Raw genomic sequence first — 15,112 nt, forward strand, 5'->3', positions numbered from 1 at the left:
TAGGGTGGTCAGTTTACTCCGGAACTGGTGGTCAATTTGCACTGGAATTGGGTGGTCAATTTGACCGGTTTTTCCAGTCAGTGTTGTTTTTCCATTTTTGGTAATTAGCGAAAAATTTTTCAAATGCATGTCTTCATTTCCGGTCAGATAGCAAAAAAGAATTCTTTTAAAAAAATCAGCTTTTTCAATTGCGGGAAATGAACAATATTCATCAAGTACAGGAATCAATTTTTCCATCGTAAAACGATACTTTGTGTCTCTTGTATTCCCAGTCAATTGAGCAAAATCTTCTGTTGCGAACTTATTTCCTTTACCGTAGCGGTCAAAACGTTTAATGAAATAAGACAAACTACCATCTTTGCCATATAGCATCCCGTGAAATGGCACTTCTAAACCAAACACTTTCGCCATTCGCATAGTTACATCTTCATTTTCCGGTAATTGTGGAAATAAATCATTTTGTGGCTTAATAATGTACGTTCCAAATTGGTCCACAATTTTAAATTCTTGATCCACTATTGAAATAGCCGCACTAAGCTTTGGTTGCACTCCCTGAATGGATAGCTTTTTAGCTCTATTTGCGGCTTCCTGACGAAGTTCAACAGCCGTATAAGGTAAATCATTTAAATAAGCCAGCTTAGGAGCTATCATGCGTAATCCTTTTTCACTGTACTTATCTGTACCACACAAGTCATACGTAATAGGACATCTATTCATCTTCCATCAATTTAACCGTTACTGCTCCCACTAAATCATTTCCCGTTGCTATCAGTTGAGAGAAGTAATCTTTTTTGTCAATTTTGACAATACGTAGTAATCCCTCTAACATTACACCTTCAGGTAATAGCCCTTCAAAAAACGGTGGAAAAAATGTATAGCTATATTTTTTCTGAGTTGTAGGCATAGTCAATGAAACCGCTTCGCCATCATAATTTTCATCGTACTCAAAATGATAGTCGTTAGCAGCAATTTCCGTTAAAATTCCAGCTCTTTTTCCGTGTGCAAATACAATTGCTCTTCTCATAATTATTTATTTAAAGGACTTTTGAATTCTACTTTAATATTTAGCACTCGGAGTACTGCAAAAAGATTATTCAAACGAACTGTCTCTTTATTTTTTTCAATATCAAAAACAGTGGTCTTGCCTACTCCAGCTAAGTCGGCTAGTTCAAGCTGTGTAAGTCCTGCTTTTTTTCGATGGTCTTTAATTAAAGCACCTAAATCAAAATCATTCATTATATACTGTTTTAGCGGTAAAAATATACAATTTAATAACACGCACGGCTTAAATCATTAAAAAATTTATCATTTTACTGTTATAGCAGTAAAATCATTATTAGGACGTGACATAGCATCTAATTAAAGAAACAAAAGGACGAATTACTGTTAAGGCGGTAAAATTAACTAAAATATAAATGATAAATTTGTATCAGTGTTAGACTTGAATGAAAAGCAACTTAGCTTTGTATATAACAAAATTGAAGAAAAGTTGTCAAAAGCTAAGCGATTCATTTCAATATTTTTTCCATCACAGAAAGAACGTTTTTTATCATAAAAACAAAGTATAGAACTCAGCAGTTTTTGAATGAATAAAAAATACAAATTGTTTTTACTAACACTAAAGATAGTTACTTGATCAAAATCAGTACTTCTTTTGTACACCTCTACCCTTCTAACCCCTTATAAATATAGATAAAATATCTACCATTGAATACATTAGTATGTACATAGCTATAAATGACACCACTATCATAATCGTCAATTTTTTGTACATAGTTAAACTTGATTCTTGTGTATGCTCTTCTGTTGTGTGTTTCATTTTCATAATTTTTGATTTAAAATTAATTTATTTGTTCAATAGTAACTCCATCTCTAAAATTTGTTTTTTGAGTGATTCTACACTTTTCATTTTTTTAAATTCTGCTATAGATAAAGCTTTTTTACCTGCTTCAATTGCACTTGGATAGTCTTTTAATTCCGTTGCTATTTTTTGTCTCAAATTAGGATAATAAAAATTATCTGGATCCAATTTCGCGGCTTCTAAAAGCCAAGCCACTGCTTGTTTGTAATCTCTGTTTGTACTGTAATAATAGTTTGCTGCTTGAAATAATAAATTAGCATCAAGGGTTTTTTCTTTAATGATGTTTTTATCTATTACTGTTAAAATAGTTTCATCTGCTTTACTTTTTAATGGAATTTTAATCATCGAATTTTCCCATATTATTTTTAGAAACCCCTCTCCTTTGCTGTTAATATCATTTATTTCGATTGTAAATGTTTCATAGAAATTAGATATGCTTTCTACAGGAACTGTTAAACGAAAAACATCTTTTTTGGCATCATATCCAGTTTCGCCGTGTAATGTTGTATCTGCATTTACAATTATTGTCCACTCCTTTTTAGAAGGCATTGTGAATATTGAGTAGCTACCCATTTTTAAAGTAGTATTTCCAAATACAATATCTTCGTTAGTAGTTATTAAAGTGCAATCACTAGCGCCAGTTCGCCAAAGTTTTTCAAAAGGCACTAATTCACCAAATATTTTTCTGCCTCTTGCTAGTGGTCTGCTGTAAGAAACTTTAATCATTGTGCTACCCAATTCTTGTTCAAATGATGCAGATGGACTTGCCGAAGTTAGTTTTATTTGAACTTTTTCTTGTGCCGAAATTACTAATGCTTGTAAAATAAAGAAATGTATTAGAATTATTTTTCTCATAGTTTTTGATTTTAAATTGATTTTATGGTTTGTTTTATTATGTTAAATTATTTTTTTATTTTCCTCCAGATTATTCTAACGGTAGGCGAAGAGATATACCAAAGTAAAAAACCACTTAAAACAGTTATTAACCCTAACAATGAAAATAGTCGCAAAACAATATTATTCATATTATCTCGACCTTCATAATCCATGGTATGGGTCATCCATAAAAAGTCAAACCATCGCCAATTTCTATGTCTAATCGTCTGAAAACCTCCGTCATTGACTGAAATATAAACTTTTAAATTATCCGGTTCTTGGTATGAAATAACGTAGGCAGGTAGTAAATGCTCTCTATATTCATGGTGTTTCCCTACTTCTTTAATGAGTTGTATTTCTTTTACTTTTAAACCCGATATAATGTATTTATCTGCAATTGACAATGCTTCTTTTTTAGAGATCCCATTTTTTAATTTTCCAGTTTTCGCATTATAAAGCATCTTCTCATTCACCCAATAAAAAGGTTGATTATTTATTTTCCTTAATTCGATAGATTGAATTGCTATCGAAGGATGAAGAAGTGAAGGACTAATTAAACCTGAAAACGACTCAGCAACAATTCCTTTTTTATGAAATTGCATTCCATGAATGTCATCAATGTTTGACCAACTAAAATATAGTCCACTAATAGTCCACATTAAGAATTGAAGACCCAAAAATATCCCTAAATATCGGTGAGACTTCCTAATCCATTTTGCTTTTTTTCCTTTAATCATTTATCTTGTTATTTATTTTTTTTTGAAATTGTTAAATAAACTGAACCAACCTTGAAAATCGCATTAAACTTGCAATTATATAAAACAACATATATTTGAATATTTAGTGCTTAATTTTCTATTCCATTACACCAGTTTCGGACCAATAATTTATTGTAAGTAAGTCGAAAGTTTAAAAGTCGTAAAGTCAAAAGAATTAACTTTAAGTAAAACAGCTTTAAATCAGATTGTTACATAATTTTATCCTGATTTTAAAATACAACATTATACCATGGTTATTACTTATACGGTAAACTATAAAAAAAACAATGATTCTGTAAAATTAAATGCAAAAAATATCACTTTTTTATGCAACCTTGTTTTACGGAATTTTGATTCGACTGTAGATCCGCTTTTAGATCGGATACTTTTGCTTTAAATGCAATCAAAAAAACCAAAAATTGTATATGAAAACTCTTTTAGTTGCAACTTATTCTTTAAATGATCTGCGAGATTACGATTAAAACAATCGCTATTAAAGCCAGAAAAAGTCCAGCAAAATTCATTTTAGTTAGTTTTTCCTTAAAAATAAAAATCCCAACAAGACTTCCCATTACTATTACACCCATGTTCATACCGGCAAAAACCGTTGAAGGATTTTCAGCGAAAGCCTTATGCGCTTTTAGATAGAAGAGTATGTTTCCAAAGTTGAAAACACCTACCATACCACCAAAAATAATATTTTTGAAGTTTAATGAGACTTTAGTTATCATCACGTTATAAATAACAGCGCCAATCATAATAAACAACGCAATTCCAAAAACTACAAATAATGACGTTGTATATGGCAAAGTGGTGTGAAGGGCAATTTGCTTGAAAAGGATGTCTATAATTCCAAATCCTAATAGCACTACTGCAGGATAGATCCATTTATTTTTTGTGTTTTCAGAAGGTTTATCAAGGATTAGCAACAGCGCTGGAAATGCTGCCAAAAGCGCCGCTATTTTTAGGATAGTAAAATCCTCTTTGAAGACCAGCCAAGCAGCTAAAATAGGAATAAACAAAGATAGCCTTTGAGCAGCATCCGTTTTTACAATCCCTACTTGTTTGATTGAAGCCGCCAAAAAAAGGAAGATTGCTGGCAACAAAACCCCAAGAGAAACATAAATTCCCCAAGGTGCTAAAGTGCCAATATTGGTAAGATTTGGACTGAAGAAAAAATAACAAAGAATAAGCGCAAATACATAATTCCAAGCAACAATTTGAATAGGACTGACTTCATATCCGCGAACCATTTTAAACAACACTCCCACAGTGACACTGCAAATAATACTTAAAACAAGAAATAGCATAGCGAATTTTTAGAGGGTAAAACTACCATTTATTGTCTTTCCTTTTGCTCTTTTATGAAAGTATTGAAAGTAATATTTCCAGAACAAGAATAGTACGCATCCGGTTTCAGTAGTACAAAAGGAGAATTTAGCCATCAAATTATGGCAATCTTAAATCCTTCCTTGTTCTTTGAGTTTCCAATACCGCAATAAACCATTTACAGACATCCAGCTTGGATTAGCAAACTCATAGGTTTGAATTTCTTCCGCATCGAGTCCTTTGTCCAAAAACTGCTTTCTGGTGTATTCCATAAATTGAGGAACTATACTTTCTGGCGGAGTTTGATTGTCATAAAAAGGTTTGATAAAACTAGCCCAATCATCCAGAACTATTTCTAATCCTGATAGTAATTCATCCGGATTTTTTTGAAAATCAAAATGTGTTAAATACAAGGCTCTAGGCTTTAAATCTTTTAATTTTCTAAGGGATTGTTTCCATAATTCAATATTAATATCCGGGGGAGGACAAGGAGGTACAACGGGACCATCTCCTATTTTTACTCCGGCCACATCCCCAGTAAATATCACATCCTCAATTTGATACGCATTATGATGCACAGCATGACCCGGTGTATACCATACTTTTATTTGAATATCTCCCAAGTCTACAACATCACCGTCCGTAACCCCAATCAATTGTTGCTCAGGTATAGATTCCATTTTCCCCCAAAGAAGCTCCATCTTATCGGTATAGATCATTTTGGCTGAATTCCATAATTTCTCCGGATTAGCTAAATGTGGAATTCCAATGGGGTGTACGTATATTTTAGCGCCATTTTGTGCCAATTTCCATGCTGCTCCGGCATGGTCAAAATGAATGTGCGTCAGGAATACATGCTGAATATCTTTGATCTCATACCCTATCTTCTGGATTCCTTTTTCAAGATACTCCCAAGTAGATTCCGGTCCGGTTTCGATAAGTATCGGACCTTTTTCGGTTTCAATTAAAAAAGCACCAATAGAATGTTTTTCGGATTGAAAGTGTAAATCAATAGTATGAATTTTATACATAGCTTGGTTTATTTATTATGGGACAAGATAGCACATATTTATTTTAAAATCTCTACTGATCAGTATAGTTTTATTTTAAGATATTTTTTCAAGTACAATAAAAAAAAGTGTAATTCACACCAAAAATTTACTACTGGTCATCAAGATATCTATTGATTTCAGCTACTTTTACAGAATGGATTCTTTTACTCAAGTTGCTTTAGGAATTGCCATTGCCGAAGTATGCGCAGGCAAAAAGCTCAAAAATAAAACAATTTTATATGGTTCAATTCTGGGCACAATTCCCGATTTAGATATTGTAGTGGGATTGTTTTTAAATCCTGTAGATGCCATCCTGATTCACCGTGGCATCAGTCATTCTCTTTTTCTTTTTCTATTTTTATCGCCTGTTTTGGGTTGGATTATTTCAAAAATAGAAAGAGATAAAATCAACTTTTTTCAGGCAACTCGTATGGCGTTTTGGTGTTTGTTTACCCATGTGTTATTGGACATGTTCACTTCTTGGGGTACACAAATTTTATGGCCTTTAGACTATAGATTTGCGTTAAAAACCATTTTTGTAATTGACCCGTTGTACACCATTCCACTAATTATTACATTGATTGTGACTTGGAAAACAAAAAACGCAGTACTTCGCAAAAAATATATAATTAGAGGATTATCCATCAGTAGTGCGTATCTCCTTTTGTCCTGTTTTATAAAAGTATATGCCTTGAACCAATTTGAAAAAGCATTAACAAAACAAAAAATTCAGTATTCTGAAATCATCGTAAAACCCACCGCTTTCAACCTCATTTTGTGGAATGCTAACGTAGCCACAGCAAACAATTACGCATTAGGCGACTACTCTCTTTTTGACACGCAACCCATTTTATTTACTGCTTATAGCAAAAATAAATTTCTAGAATCGCAGCTAAAAGGAAATTCAGATTTTGAAAAACTAAAAAAAGCGAGCGAAGGCTGGTATATTATTTCTAATAAAAATAAATCTTTATATTTCAATGATTTGCGCTTTGGACTGTTAAATGACGATTCAAAAAACCCTCAATTTGCTTTCAGCTATCAATTTATTGCAAGCAAAACAGAACTAAAAGCGGTTGAAGTTCCTAAAAACAAAAGGGACGGAAAGCGATTATTTCAAAAAATAGTTACGCGGATAAAGGGAAACTGAGTATTTTTTTTTAGAAATATTAATCACTCTTCAACCATCCCGTAATACTCATTCTGGTATTTTGGGTGACCAAAACTTCATGAACTAATTCGTCACTCTTAAAGAAAACTGTTTTACCTTGAGTTGGGGCTATTTTTTGATTGTTATTAGCTTGATGAATCAGCAACTCACCACCGTCACTTTCTTGCCAATTGCTGTTCAGATAACTGATCATAGAGTATTTTCGGCTGGGATTATTCTTGAATTGATCCAAATGTTTGAGATAAAAATCGCCCGATTCATACAACGAATAATGAAATTCATATCCCGTTATTCCAGCATAACAACTTTCATTCAAATAAATAATAAAAGCTTCTATTTGAGCAAAAAACTCATTTTCGAATGCGTTGTTGTGTTTTTTATCCAACCAATAAATGGAATCGCTTCGTATTGCACCATCATAAGAAACCTTTTCTGCGTTACCAATTCCTGCTTCCGTCAACAGACTATTTTGGTTTAAAACAATCAAATTTTGTTTTAGATTATTAGCTAAATCGGTGCTCAAAAAATGTTCGGATATGCCTACCTTATTTTCAATATAAGTAGCAATCAAGGCTTCAAAGCTATTTTCCATGTCTTTCTTTTTGACTGCTTAGACGGTCAATGAGGCAAGGTAGACTAATAAAAATCAGTAACGCCGATAAAGAAATAAATAAATGGGACGCTTATTTTATTCTCTAGAAAAAAAAACGACAAAAATAGATCAATTTTTAAACAAAAAAGTCATTTAAGGAACTACACAATAGTGATTCCTTAAATGACTTATAGTGTAAAAAACGTATGTTATTTACAATTTACTAATAAAGCTTCCGTAAATATCCTTGAACTGATATCCTTTAGAAAAACGGTCTTTGCTTAGTTTTTTATATTCAACCAATCCCCAAAGAATAAATTCCTTCATGAAAAATTTATCTTCTTTTTCCAGTTGCGGTTGGTGTTTTTTGATTAAAATTTCAAGAGGAACAATACTTCCTAATATTCTTTCGTATTCTTCATCAGAACAATCGTCTGATAATTCGAAACCACTTTCGGCAAAAAACCATTCGATGATATCCGTGTAGGCATTTTTGACACCTTCTTTCTCTAATTTTTCGATTTTTGGAAAATATGCAGGGAAAAAAGTATGGATCGCATCGCCCAATAAATGTTGTGCTACGGCGGCAGCTCCCTCCTGCTCTCCTTCGTAAACCAATTCGACTTTTCCGGTAATAGCAGGAATAATTCCCATAAAATCAGACAATCGCAACGTTGTTTTATCTACTCCGGATTTCAAAGCCCTTCTTTCTGCAGTACTTAATAAGTTCTCAAAAGCGGTAATACTCAATCTGGCACTCACCCCACTTTTGTTATCAATATATTCGCTTTCTCTTGCTTCAAAACTGATTTGTTCTAATAAATCTCTCGCTAACGAAGGCACGTAAACCATATTATTTTGTGTGGCGTCCAGTTTTGCTTCCTGCTCTGTAATGGTTCTGGCAATTTTAATGGTTTCCGGGTAATGTGTCAGGATTTGAGAACCTATCCTGTCTTTTAATGGGGTTACAATACTCCCACGATTCGTGTAATCTTCTGGATTTGCTGTAAATACAAATTGCAGATCAAGGGGCATTCTCAATTTGAATCCACGAATCTGGATATCGCCTTCCTGCAAAATATTAAATAGTGCTACTTGGATTCTCGCCTGTAAATCCGGTAATTCGTTGATAACGAATATACAACGATTCGCTCTTGGAATCATCCCAAAATGGATCACACGATCATCCGCATAGGACAGTTTTAAATTTGCTGCTTTAATTGGATCGACATCTCCAATCAAATCTGCAACGGTTACATCCGGCGTAGCTAATTTTTCGAAAAAACGGTCGCTTCGGTGTAGCCAGGAAATGGGAGTTGCATCTCCTTTGGTTTCAATAATATCTTTGGCAAAACGAGAAATGGGCTGCAACGGATCGTCATTAATCTCGGAACCTGTCACAAACGGAATGTATTCGTCCAACAATTCGATCATTTTGCGCGCCAATCGGGTTTTGGCTTGACCACGAAGCCCTAATAAATTGATGTTGTGACGCGACAAAATAGCACGTTCTAGTTCCGGAATTACGGTATCTTCAAAACCGTGAACACCTTCAAAAGTTGGTTGTCCTGATTTAATTTTATTTCTTAAGTTCGTACGCAACTCATCTTTGATGTTTATACTTTTGTAACCTGATTTTTTTAATTCTCCGAGAGTTTTTATATTTTCTATTTTCATATTGCTTTTAAAATTGTTATTATTGTTAACTGTCAATTTGTTCTTGACTGCGCTCGAACTGACAACTGAGACTGTGACTAATTACTATTTTATTCTCTTTTTACGATTGGTTTCATAATCCTCAAAAATCATTTCACCCAGTCCTTTTAATCCGGTATAAAATGCTTTTCCTTGATTTGATTCGGTGAATTTATTGACGAATTTTTGCAAATACGGATCATTCGCAATCATAAATGTGGTGATTGGAATGTGTAGTTTTCGGGCTTGCTGCGCCTGATTGTAGCATTTATCCACAATATATTCGTCGAGTCCGTTACTGTTCATATAATAGGAACCGTCTTTTTCGCGGACACAACTTGGCTTCCCATCGGTAATCATGAAAATTTGCTTGTTGGTGTTTCGTTTCCTGCGCAGGATATCCATGGCTAGTTGTAAACCGGCAACTGTATTGGTGTGGTAAGGACCCACTTTTAAATACGGTAGATCCCGAATTGCAATGGTCCAAGCGTCGTTTCCAAAAACCAGAATATCTAAAGTATCTTTTGGATAACGTGTCGTAATCAATTCAGCAAGAGCCATTGCTACTTTCTTGGCGGGAGTAATTCTATCTTCACCGTACAAAATCATACTGTGGCTGATGTCGATCATCAAAACAGTACTCATCTGTGATTTATATTGCGTTTCTTCGACAACTAAATCATTTTCGGTCAACATAAAATCTGCTACTCCGTTATTGATTTGGGCATTGCGTAAACTTTCGGTCAAGGAAATTCGTTCGAGTCCGTCACCAAAATGAAATTCCCGAAATTCCCCGGTATGTTCGTCACCGTTTCCGGAATGTTTAGTCTTGTGATTGCCGCTTCCGGAGCGTTTCAGATTACCAAAAATATTGTCCAAGGCTTGTTGCCGAATGGCACGCTCCGTCTTGGCAGTAATACCAATTCCAGCAGTTCCATCCTCTTTAAGTTCATCGCGGATGTATCCTTTTTTCTTTAAATCTTCAATAAAATCATCAATACTGTAGTGTTCATCAGTGAGTTTATATTCTTTGTCCAATTCCCGTAACCAGTCGATTGCTTCATCAAAATCTCCTGAAGTATGTGTAATTAATTCTTTGAAAATACCAAAGAGCTTATCAAACGGAGACTGAAAGGGGGCTTCGTATTGCTTGAAATAAAAACCTTTTTTAGTGTCATTTTTCATAGCCAATAAAATTACACCAATAAAAAATGTATGCTATACAAACATTTATTAATTTTTAGTTAAAAACGATAAAATCCAAAAAAAGCTACCTAAAAAAATTGTCCGTCCACATAAAACCAACATCCATTTTCAAGTTTGAAAGTAGAAAATTCATGATGAATTTGTTTATGAAGTTTGGTGTCTAAAAAATGAGCTTTGAATTCTACCGTGTTCTCTGTGGATTCTATAATTTCCAATTGCTGCCATTTATTTGAGGTGGCCCAATTTAGAATTTCAGATTTTGAATGCTGCTTTCTCACCGTAATATGGGTCGTGGCTAACAAATAATCTACTTGATGCGTTGCATAAGCTGAATATCTGGAACGCATTAAAGACTCCGCAGTAGTCGCTTTTTTTACTCCATTAATAATGGGTTCACAACAATCCTGGAAATTTTTATCAAAACCGCAATAACATTTATTTTTGATCATTCTTTGATAAAATTCGTCTAAATGGATTCGGTTGCCTGTCCATTTAACCCTACTATTTTTTGATGCAACTGGTTCAACAAGACTTGATAGCGGCTTATCTCCATTAGGTCTTCATCCTCTTCGGCAAAATCCAGGAGTTCATCTAATTGCTCGCTAACTTCTGCTAATTTAGTATTGGCTTCCCGGGCATTTTTTTTAGCAATAAAATCTATTATTTGCTGAACGCCACTTTTTACTTCGCTAAATTTATTTTTTTCCATGATGTAGTTACATTATTTTTCTGAAGCCTTATCTTCATTAAATTTTTTAGTGATTTGCTTTAGTTTTTCCTTGCGCAGCATTTCAGCTTGTTTTAATTTATCCTGCGCTTTGTGCAACTTATCGTTGTGTTTTTTAATATTTCTTTCGTTATTTCTACTCATGCTCTTGCGCTCTAAATTATCAAATGTTGAATCAATTTTTCGATTCAAAAACTACTGCAAAGTTCGGTTTAATTATTGAAATTAAAATTGTTTTTAGTTTGATAGTGCTTCTTTTAATTGTCAACAGGCTACTTTACGCTTTAAATTTTCAAATGGGCTTTGAAATATCTTCTCCGTAGTGTACTTTTTTTTTGCGAAAATCATTTTTTTTTGATATCAAAGATTATGAGGCAAATACTGTAAATACACTAAAAAATATATAAAACACAAAAATTGATACTGCAACTAAATCAAAAAAAAAAATATACTTTAATCTTTATTTTTTATATATTTATTTTTTTAATGATATTGCCTCAAAAACCTACTAAAAATACTACATAATGTCTAAAAAAAAACATAATAAATTCATCCGATGGTTTATAGACAAGCCCAGGACAATGGGCTTCATGACATTTCTCATTTTAAGTTGTCTCACTGGTTTCATCGTTTGGCAGCAATACCAACTAATAAAAGAAGATGAACAACGCGAAATGAATACTATTCTTCATTTTGTTCGTCAAAACATTCATCAATCGCTTAAAAACTGTTACACTTCAACGTTAACATTAGCACTGACCATCAATGACAAAGGTGTTCCTGAAAATTTTGATTCCGTAAGTAAAAAACTGATTGAAACAAATACCGACATCAGTGCAATTCTGCTGATTCCTAATGGAATAATTAAGTACATCTATCCTTTAAAAGGCAATGAAGCATCCTTAGAATTAAATGTTTTAACAGCACCACATCAAAAAAAGGAATCTTTAAAATCTATAAAAACCCGAAAAATGTATTTTGACGGGCCTTTGAAATTAAAACAAGGCGGAATGGGAATTATAGGACGGTTTCCAGTATTTGAAAACAATAAATTTTGGGGATTTTCAGCCATTATCATTACATTAGAAACTTTTTTAGAAACTTCAGGGATAACAGATATTGATGATTCTAAATATTACTTCCAGTTTTCAAAATTTGATAATGAAAAAGAAATTTTCTATTTGCCCATTAGAACTGAATTTTCAAAAAATTATACTATTTCAACTTCTATTCCGGATGGCAACTGGAAATTATATCTGATATCAAAACACGAGAATTACCTCTATCCTCAAATTTTAATTCCTGGAATTATTGGTGTATTTTTTGCTGCGCTTTTTGGTGTTTTACTATTTATAGTACTGAAAATACCAAAAGAATTGCAGTCTCTTGTAAATACTCAGGCCACAAAATTATTGAATTCTGAAATAAAATTTGAAGCCATATTTGATCAGGCACCTGTAGGAATAGCGCACATAAATTCCTTAACCGGTAATTTTATTGAAATCAATAACCAATATTGCCAATTATTAGGATATTCTGAAAAGGAAATGAAACACTTAAATTTCCAATCAGTAACGCACCCCGATGATTTAGAACAAGATTTAATAAAACTTGAAAAACTCCGGAATGGTGAAATTACTGAGTATTCAGTGGAAAAACGGTATTTTACAAAAACTGGTACTATTCTTTGGGTCAATCTTACGGTATCAGCACTCTATAAAAAAGCATCCACTAATATCGCTATTATAGAGGATATTTCAATAAAAAAAGAAGCGGAGCAATTAATCAAAAAAAGTGAAGACCGGTTCAAAAGCCTTTTTCTGGACTCTCCATTACCTCTTAGAGAAGAGGATTTTTTAGATGTTAAAAAATATCTGGAGGAATTAAATTTGTTTGGGGAAAACAAAGAAAAGGTAACAGAATATTTCAACAATAATCCCGCAGTTGTTGACAAATGTCATTCTTTAATTAAAATTATCAATGTTAACAAAGCTAACTTGTTGCTTTATAAGGTTTCCTCATTAGAGGAATTAATAAGTATTAAAGGAGAATTGTTTAATATGAAGTCCAGAGAAGATTTCATAAAAAATTTGGTCTCAATTACTCAATATAACAAACAATTTATTATTGAAACCGTAATAAAAGATTCAGAAGGCAAATTACGGGACATTAACTTAAGATGGAATGTTATTCGTGGTTATGAAAAAACATTTGAACGAATCATTGTTTCCACATTAGACATTACTGATCGAAAATACTCTGAAAAAATAATTATAGATTCACAACAAAGAATTGAATCCTTGATAAATACCGTTGATGGAATTGTATGGGAGTGTAATGCTACTGATTTTTCTTTTAATTTCATTAGTCAGAAAGTTGAAAACATATTAGGTTATACCCCTGAGGAATGGCTTAAAAGCCCTACTTTTTGGAGTGACCATCTCTATTCAGAAGATAGTGAATGGGTTCAGAATTATTGCACTATACTAACAAATGACAAGGCAGACCATGATTTTGAGTATCGGATGGTAGCCAAAAATGGGGATGTAGTTTGGCTGCGTGACATCGCAAATGTTGTCATTGAAAATGGTAAAGCAGCAAGATTACGAGGCATTATGATTGATATTACTAAAACAAAAGAAGCTGAAAAAGAGTTAAAATCATCCTTTACTCTTGTTACGGAACAAAATAAAAAATTGCTGAATTTTTCCTATATCGTTTCTCATAACTTAAGATCACATACTAGCAATATTACTTCAATTATAGGATTAATCACCTCCTCAGAATCCGAAGAAGAAAGAGCGGAAATGATGGAACTTTTAAAAACAGTCTCTAGTTCGCTGAACGAAACCATGTTACACCTGAATGAAGTCGTAAACATAAGCACAAATATTGGTTTAGTATCCGAACCTTTGAACCTAAAACAGTACATTCAGATAACACAAAATGTACTTTCGGAACAAATTATGGCCCATGAAGTCACTATTATTTCAGCCATTTCAGATCAAATAATGATAAATTATAATCCGGCTTATCTGGAAAGCATACTTTATAATATTATTTCAAATTCTATTCGTTACAGACATCCCTTGCGAAAACCCATCATAAAAATTACTTTGATTATAGAAAACGAGATGAAAGTCCTTCAAATTTCGGATAACGGCATTGGGATTGATTTGGTTAAAAATGCCGATAAAATTTTTGGAATGTACAAGACCTTTACCCCTAATTCTGATTCAAAAGGAATTGGATTGTTTATTACTAAAAATAAAATTGATGCTATGGGAGGAAATATCACCGTGGAAAGTGAACCCGATATTGGAACAACATTTAAAATCTATATTCAATGACAAAAAAAGCAATCTGGATAGTCGATGATGATGCCATTTACCAAATTATCGTAAATAAAATAATTCAAAGGTCCGAAATATTTTCGAGGGTTTCATCATTCAAAAATGGAAAAGAAGCAATTGACCATCTTCATATTGCTGTAGAAAATAACGCTGCCCTTCCGGATATCATTTTATTGGATATTAATATGCCAATAATGGACGGCTGGGAATTTATGGAAGAAATGGGACTTATAAAATCTTTATTTGATAAACAAATCATTGTGTATATCGTGAGTTCCTCCATTGCAGTTGAAGATAAAAACAAATCTAAATCATATAAAAATATTCTGGGATACCTGTCTAAACCTATCACTACTAATGATTTATTATTGATTTCTTTATGTGATTAAAAACACGAAGCAGTCTATTAAGTAAGTCGAAAGTTTAAAAGTCGTAAAGTCAAAAGAATTAACTTTAAGTAAAACGAGTTTAAATCAGATTGTTACATAATTT

The 15,112-nt window shown here is 32.9% G+C and carries 16 protein-coding genes; 3 read left to right on the forward strand and 13 right to left on the reverse strand.

Annotated features, from left to right (window positions below; translation table 11 throughout):
- The 7 genes from EKM01_RS13520 to EKM01_RS13550 form a co-directional block, all read right to left on the reverse strand.
- Window positions 1-717: HipA domain-containing protein (locus EKM01_RS13520; protein ID WP_233589334.1), on the reverse strand; the 717-nt coding region annotated here is incomplete at its 3' end.
- The gene (locus EKM01_RS13525) at window positions 710-1,024 is read right to left on the reverse strand and encodes a HipA N-terminal domain-containing protein (RefSeq protein WP_126463299.1); all 315 of its coding nucleotides are present in this window, start codon (window positions 1,022-1,024) and stop codon (window positions 710-712) included. The genes EKM01_RS13525 and EKM01_RS13520, both read right to left, overlap by 8 nt.
- A gap of 2 nt (window positions 1,025-1,026) precedes the next feature.
- Window positions 1,027-1,236 carry a helix-turn-helix transcriptional regulator gene (locus EKM01_RS13530; protein WP_126463301.1) on the reverse strand — a complete coding sequence of 70 codons (210 nt, stop codon included), beginning with the start codon at window positions 1,234-1,236 and terminating at the stop codon, window positions 1,027-1,029.
- A gap of 610 nt (window positions 1,237-1,846) precedes the next feature.
- Window positions 1,847-2,716 carry a DUF2911 domain-containing protein gene (locus EKM01_RS13535; RefSeq protein ID WP_126768655.1) on the reverse strand — a complete coding sequence of 290 codons (870 nt, stop codon included), beginning with the start codon at window positions 2,714-2,716 and terminating at the stop codon, window positions 1,847-1,849.
- A gap of 47 nt (window positions 2,717-2,763) precedes the next feature.
- Window positions 2,764-3,474 (reverse strand): PepSY domain-containing protein, encoded by a 711-nt coding sequence (locus EKM01_RS13540; protein ID WP_126768656.1) that lies wholly within the window; start codon window positions 3,472-3,474, stop codon window positions 2,764-2,766.
- A gap of 476 nt (window positions 3,475-3,950) precedes the next feature.
- Complete coding sequence (locus EKM01_RS13545) at window positions 3,951-4,805, reverse strand: EamA family transporter (RefSeq protein ID WP_126768657.1); 855 nt, start codon at window positions 4,803-4,805, stop codon at window positions 3,951-3,953.
- A 150-nt stretch (window positions 4,806-4,955) separates the two neighbouring features.
- Window positions 4,956-5,855 carry an MBL fold metallo-hydrolase gene (locus tag EKM01_RS13550; RefSeq protein ID WP_126562026.1) on the reverse strand — a complete coding sequence of 300 codons (900 nt, stop codon included), beginning with the start codon at window positions 5,853-5,855 and terminating at the stop codon, window positions 4,956-4,958.
- A 175-nt stretch (window positions 5,856-6,030) separates the two neighbouring features.
- Between EKM01_RS13550 and EKM01_RS13555 the strand changes: the two genes are divergently transcribed.
- Window positions 6,031-7,026, forward strand: coding sequence for a metal-dependent hydrolase (locus EKM01_RS13555; RefSeq protein ID WP_126577141.1), 996 nt, complete (start codon window positions 6,031-6,033; stop codon window positions 7,024-7,026).
- Window positions 7,027-7,045: 19 nt separating this feature from the next.
- Here EKM01_RS13555 and EKM01_RS13560 read toward each other — a convergent pair whose 3' ends face one another.
- The 6 genes from EKM01_RS13560 to EKM01_RS14600 form a co-directional block, all read right to left on the reverse strand.
- On the reverse strand, window positions 7,046-7,639 hold the full coding sequence (locus tag EKM01_RS13560; protein WP_126463313.1) for a 2OG-Fe(II) oxygenase family protein: 594 nt from the start codon (window positions 7,637-7,639) through the stop codon (window positions 7,046-7,048).
- Between the two features lie 213 nt (window positions 7,640-7,852).
- The gene (locus EKM01_RS13565; RefSeq protein WP_126568674.1) at window positions 7,853-9,316 is read right to left on the reverse strand and encodes a magnesium chelatase; all 1,464 of its coding nucleotides are present in this window, start codon (window positions 9,314-9,316) and stop codon (window positions 7,853-7,855) included.
- Between the two features lie 84 nt (window positions 9,317-9,400).
- A complete protein-coding gene (locus tag EKM01_RS13570) occupies window positions 9,401-10,519 on the reverse strand; it encodes a VWA domain-containing protein (RefSeq protein ID WP_126463317.1) in 1,119 nt (372 codons plus the stop codon).
- A gap of 89 nt (window positions 10,520-10,608) precedes the next feature.
- Window positions 10,609-10,989: a YchJ family protein gene (locus EKM01_RS13575; protein WP_126463319.1), complete on the reverse strand. Its 381-nt coding sequence runs from the start codon at window positions 10,987-10,989 to the stop codon at window positions 10,609-10,611.
- A gap of 17 nt (window positions 10,990-11,006) precedes the next feature.
- Window positions 11,007-11,249: a hypothetical protein gene (locus EKM01_RS13580; RefSeq protein ID WP_126463444.1), complete on the reverse strand. Its 243-nt coding sequence runs from the start codon at window positions 11,247-11,249 to the stop codon at window positions 11,007-11,009.
- A gap of 12 nt (window positions 11,250-11,261) precedes the next feature.
- The gene (locus tag EKM01_RS14600) at window positions 11,262-11,459 is read right to left on the reverse strand and encodes a hypothetical protein (RefSeq protein ID WP_126562030.1); all 198 of its coding nucleotides are present in this window, start codon (window positions 11,457-11,459) and stop codon (window positions 11,262-11,264) included.
- Window positions 11,460-11,791: 332 nt separating this feature from the next.
- Between EKM01_RS14600 and EKM01_RS13585 the strand changes: the two genes are divergently transcribed.
- A complete protein-coding gene (locus tag EKM01_RS13585; RefSeq protein ID WP_126563667.1) occupies window positions 11,792-14,617 on the forward strand; it encodes a PAS domain S-box protein in 2,826 nt (941 codons plus the stop codon).
- On the forward strand, window positions 14,614-15,009 hold the full coding sequence (locus EKM01_RS13590; RefSeq protein ID WP_126563666.1) for a response regulator: 396 nt from the start codon (window positions 14,614-14,616) through the stop codon (window positions 15,007-15,009). The genes EKM01_RS13585 and EKM01_RS13590 overlap by 4 nt, the downstream gene beginning before the upstream one ends.
- Window positions 15,010-15,112: the final 103 nt, after the last annotated feature.

It is taken from the genome of Flavobacterium sp. RSP46 (genome assembly GCF_003984825.1).
In the GTDB taxonomy this organism is placed as follows: Bacteria; Bacteroidota; Bacteroidia; order Flavobacteriales; family Flavobacteriaceae; genus Flavobacterium.

Coding starts and splice junctions, on each gene's coding strand:
- EKM01_RS13545 (WP_126768657.1), bottom strand. CDS start 4,805: ATGCTATTTCTTGTTTTAAGTATTATTTGCAGTGTCACTGTGGGAGTG.
- EKM01_RS13535 (WP_126768655.1), bottom strand. CDS start 2,716: ATGAGAAAAATAATTCTAATACATTTCTTTATTTTACAAGCATTAGTA.
- EKM01_RS13590 (WP_126563666.1), top strand. CDS start 14,614: ATGACAAAAAAAGCAATCTGGATAGTCGATGATGATGCCATTTACCAA.
- EKM01_RS13530 (WP_126463301.1), bottom strand. CDS start 1,236: ATGAATGATTTTGATTTAGGTGCTTTAATTAAAGACCATCGAAAAAAA.
- EKM01_RS13555 (WP_126577141.1), top strand. CDS start 6,031: ATGGATTCTTTTACTCAAGTTGCTTTAGGAATTGCCATTGCCGAAGTA.
- EKM01_RS13525 (WP_126463299.1), bottom strand. CDS start 1,024: ATGAGAAGAGCAATTGTATTTGCACACGGAAAAAGAGCTGGAATTTTA.
- EKM01_RS13575 (WP_126463319.1), bottom strand. CDS start 10,989: ATGATCAAAAATAAATGTTATTGCGGTTTTGATAAAAATTTCCAGGAT.
- EKM01_RS13560 (WP_126463313.1), bottom strand. CDS start 7,639: ATGGAAAATAGCTTTGAAGCCTTGATTGCTACTTATATTGAAAATAAG.
- EKM01_RS13540 (WP_126768656.1), bottom strand. CDS start 3,474: ATGATTAAAGGAAAAAAAGCAAAATGGATTAGGAAGTCTCACCGATAT.
- EKM01_RS13550 (WP_126562026.1), bottom strand. CDS start 5,855: ATGTATAAAATTCATACTATTGATTTACACTTTCAATCCGAAAAACAT.
- EKM01_RS13585 (WP_126563667.1), top strand. CDS start 11,792: ATGTCTAAAAAAAAACATAATAAATTCATCCGATGGTTTATAGACAAG.
- EKM01_RS13580 (WP_126463444.1), bottom strand. CDS start 11,249: ATGGAAAAAAATAAATTTAGCGAAGTAAAAAGTGGCGTTCAGCAAATA.
- EKM01_RS13565 (WP_126568674.1), bottom strand. CDS start 9,316: ATGAAAATAGAAAATATAAAAACTCTCGGAGAATTAAAAAAATCAGGT.
- EKM01_RS13570 (WP_126463317.1), bottom strand. CDS start 10,519: ATGAAAAATGACACTAAAAAAGGTTTTTATTTCAAGCAATACGAAGCC.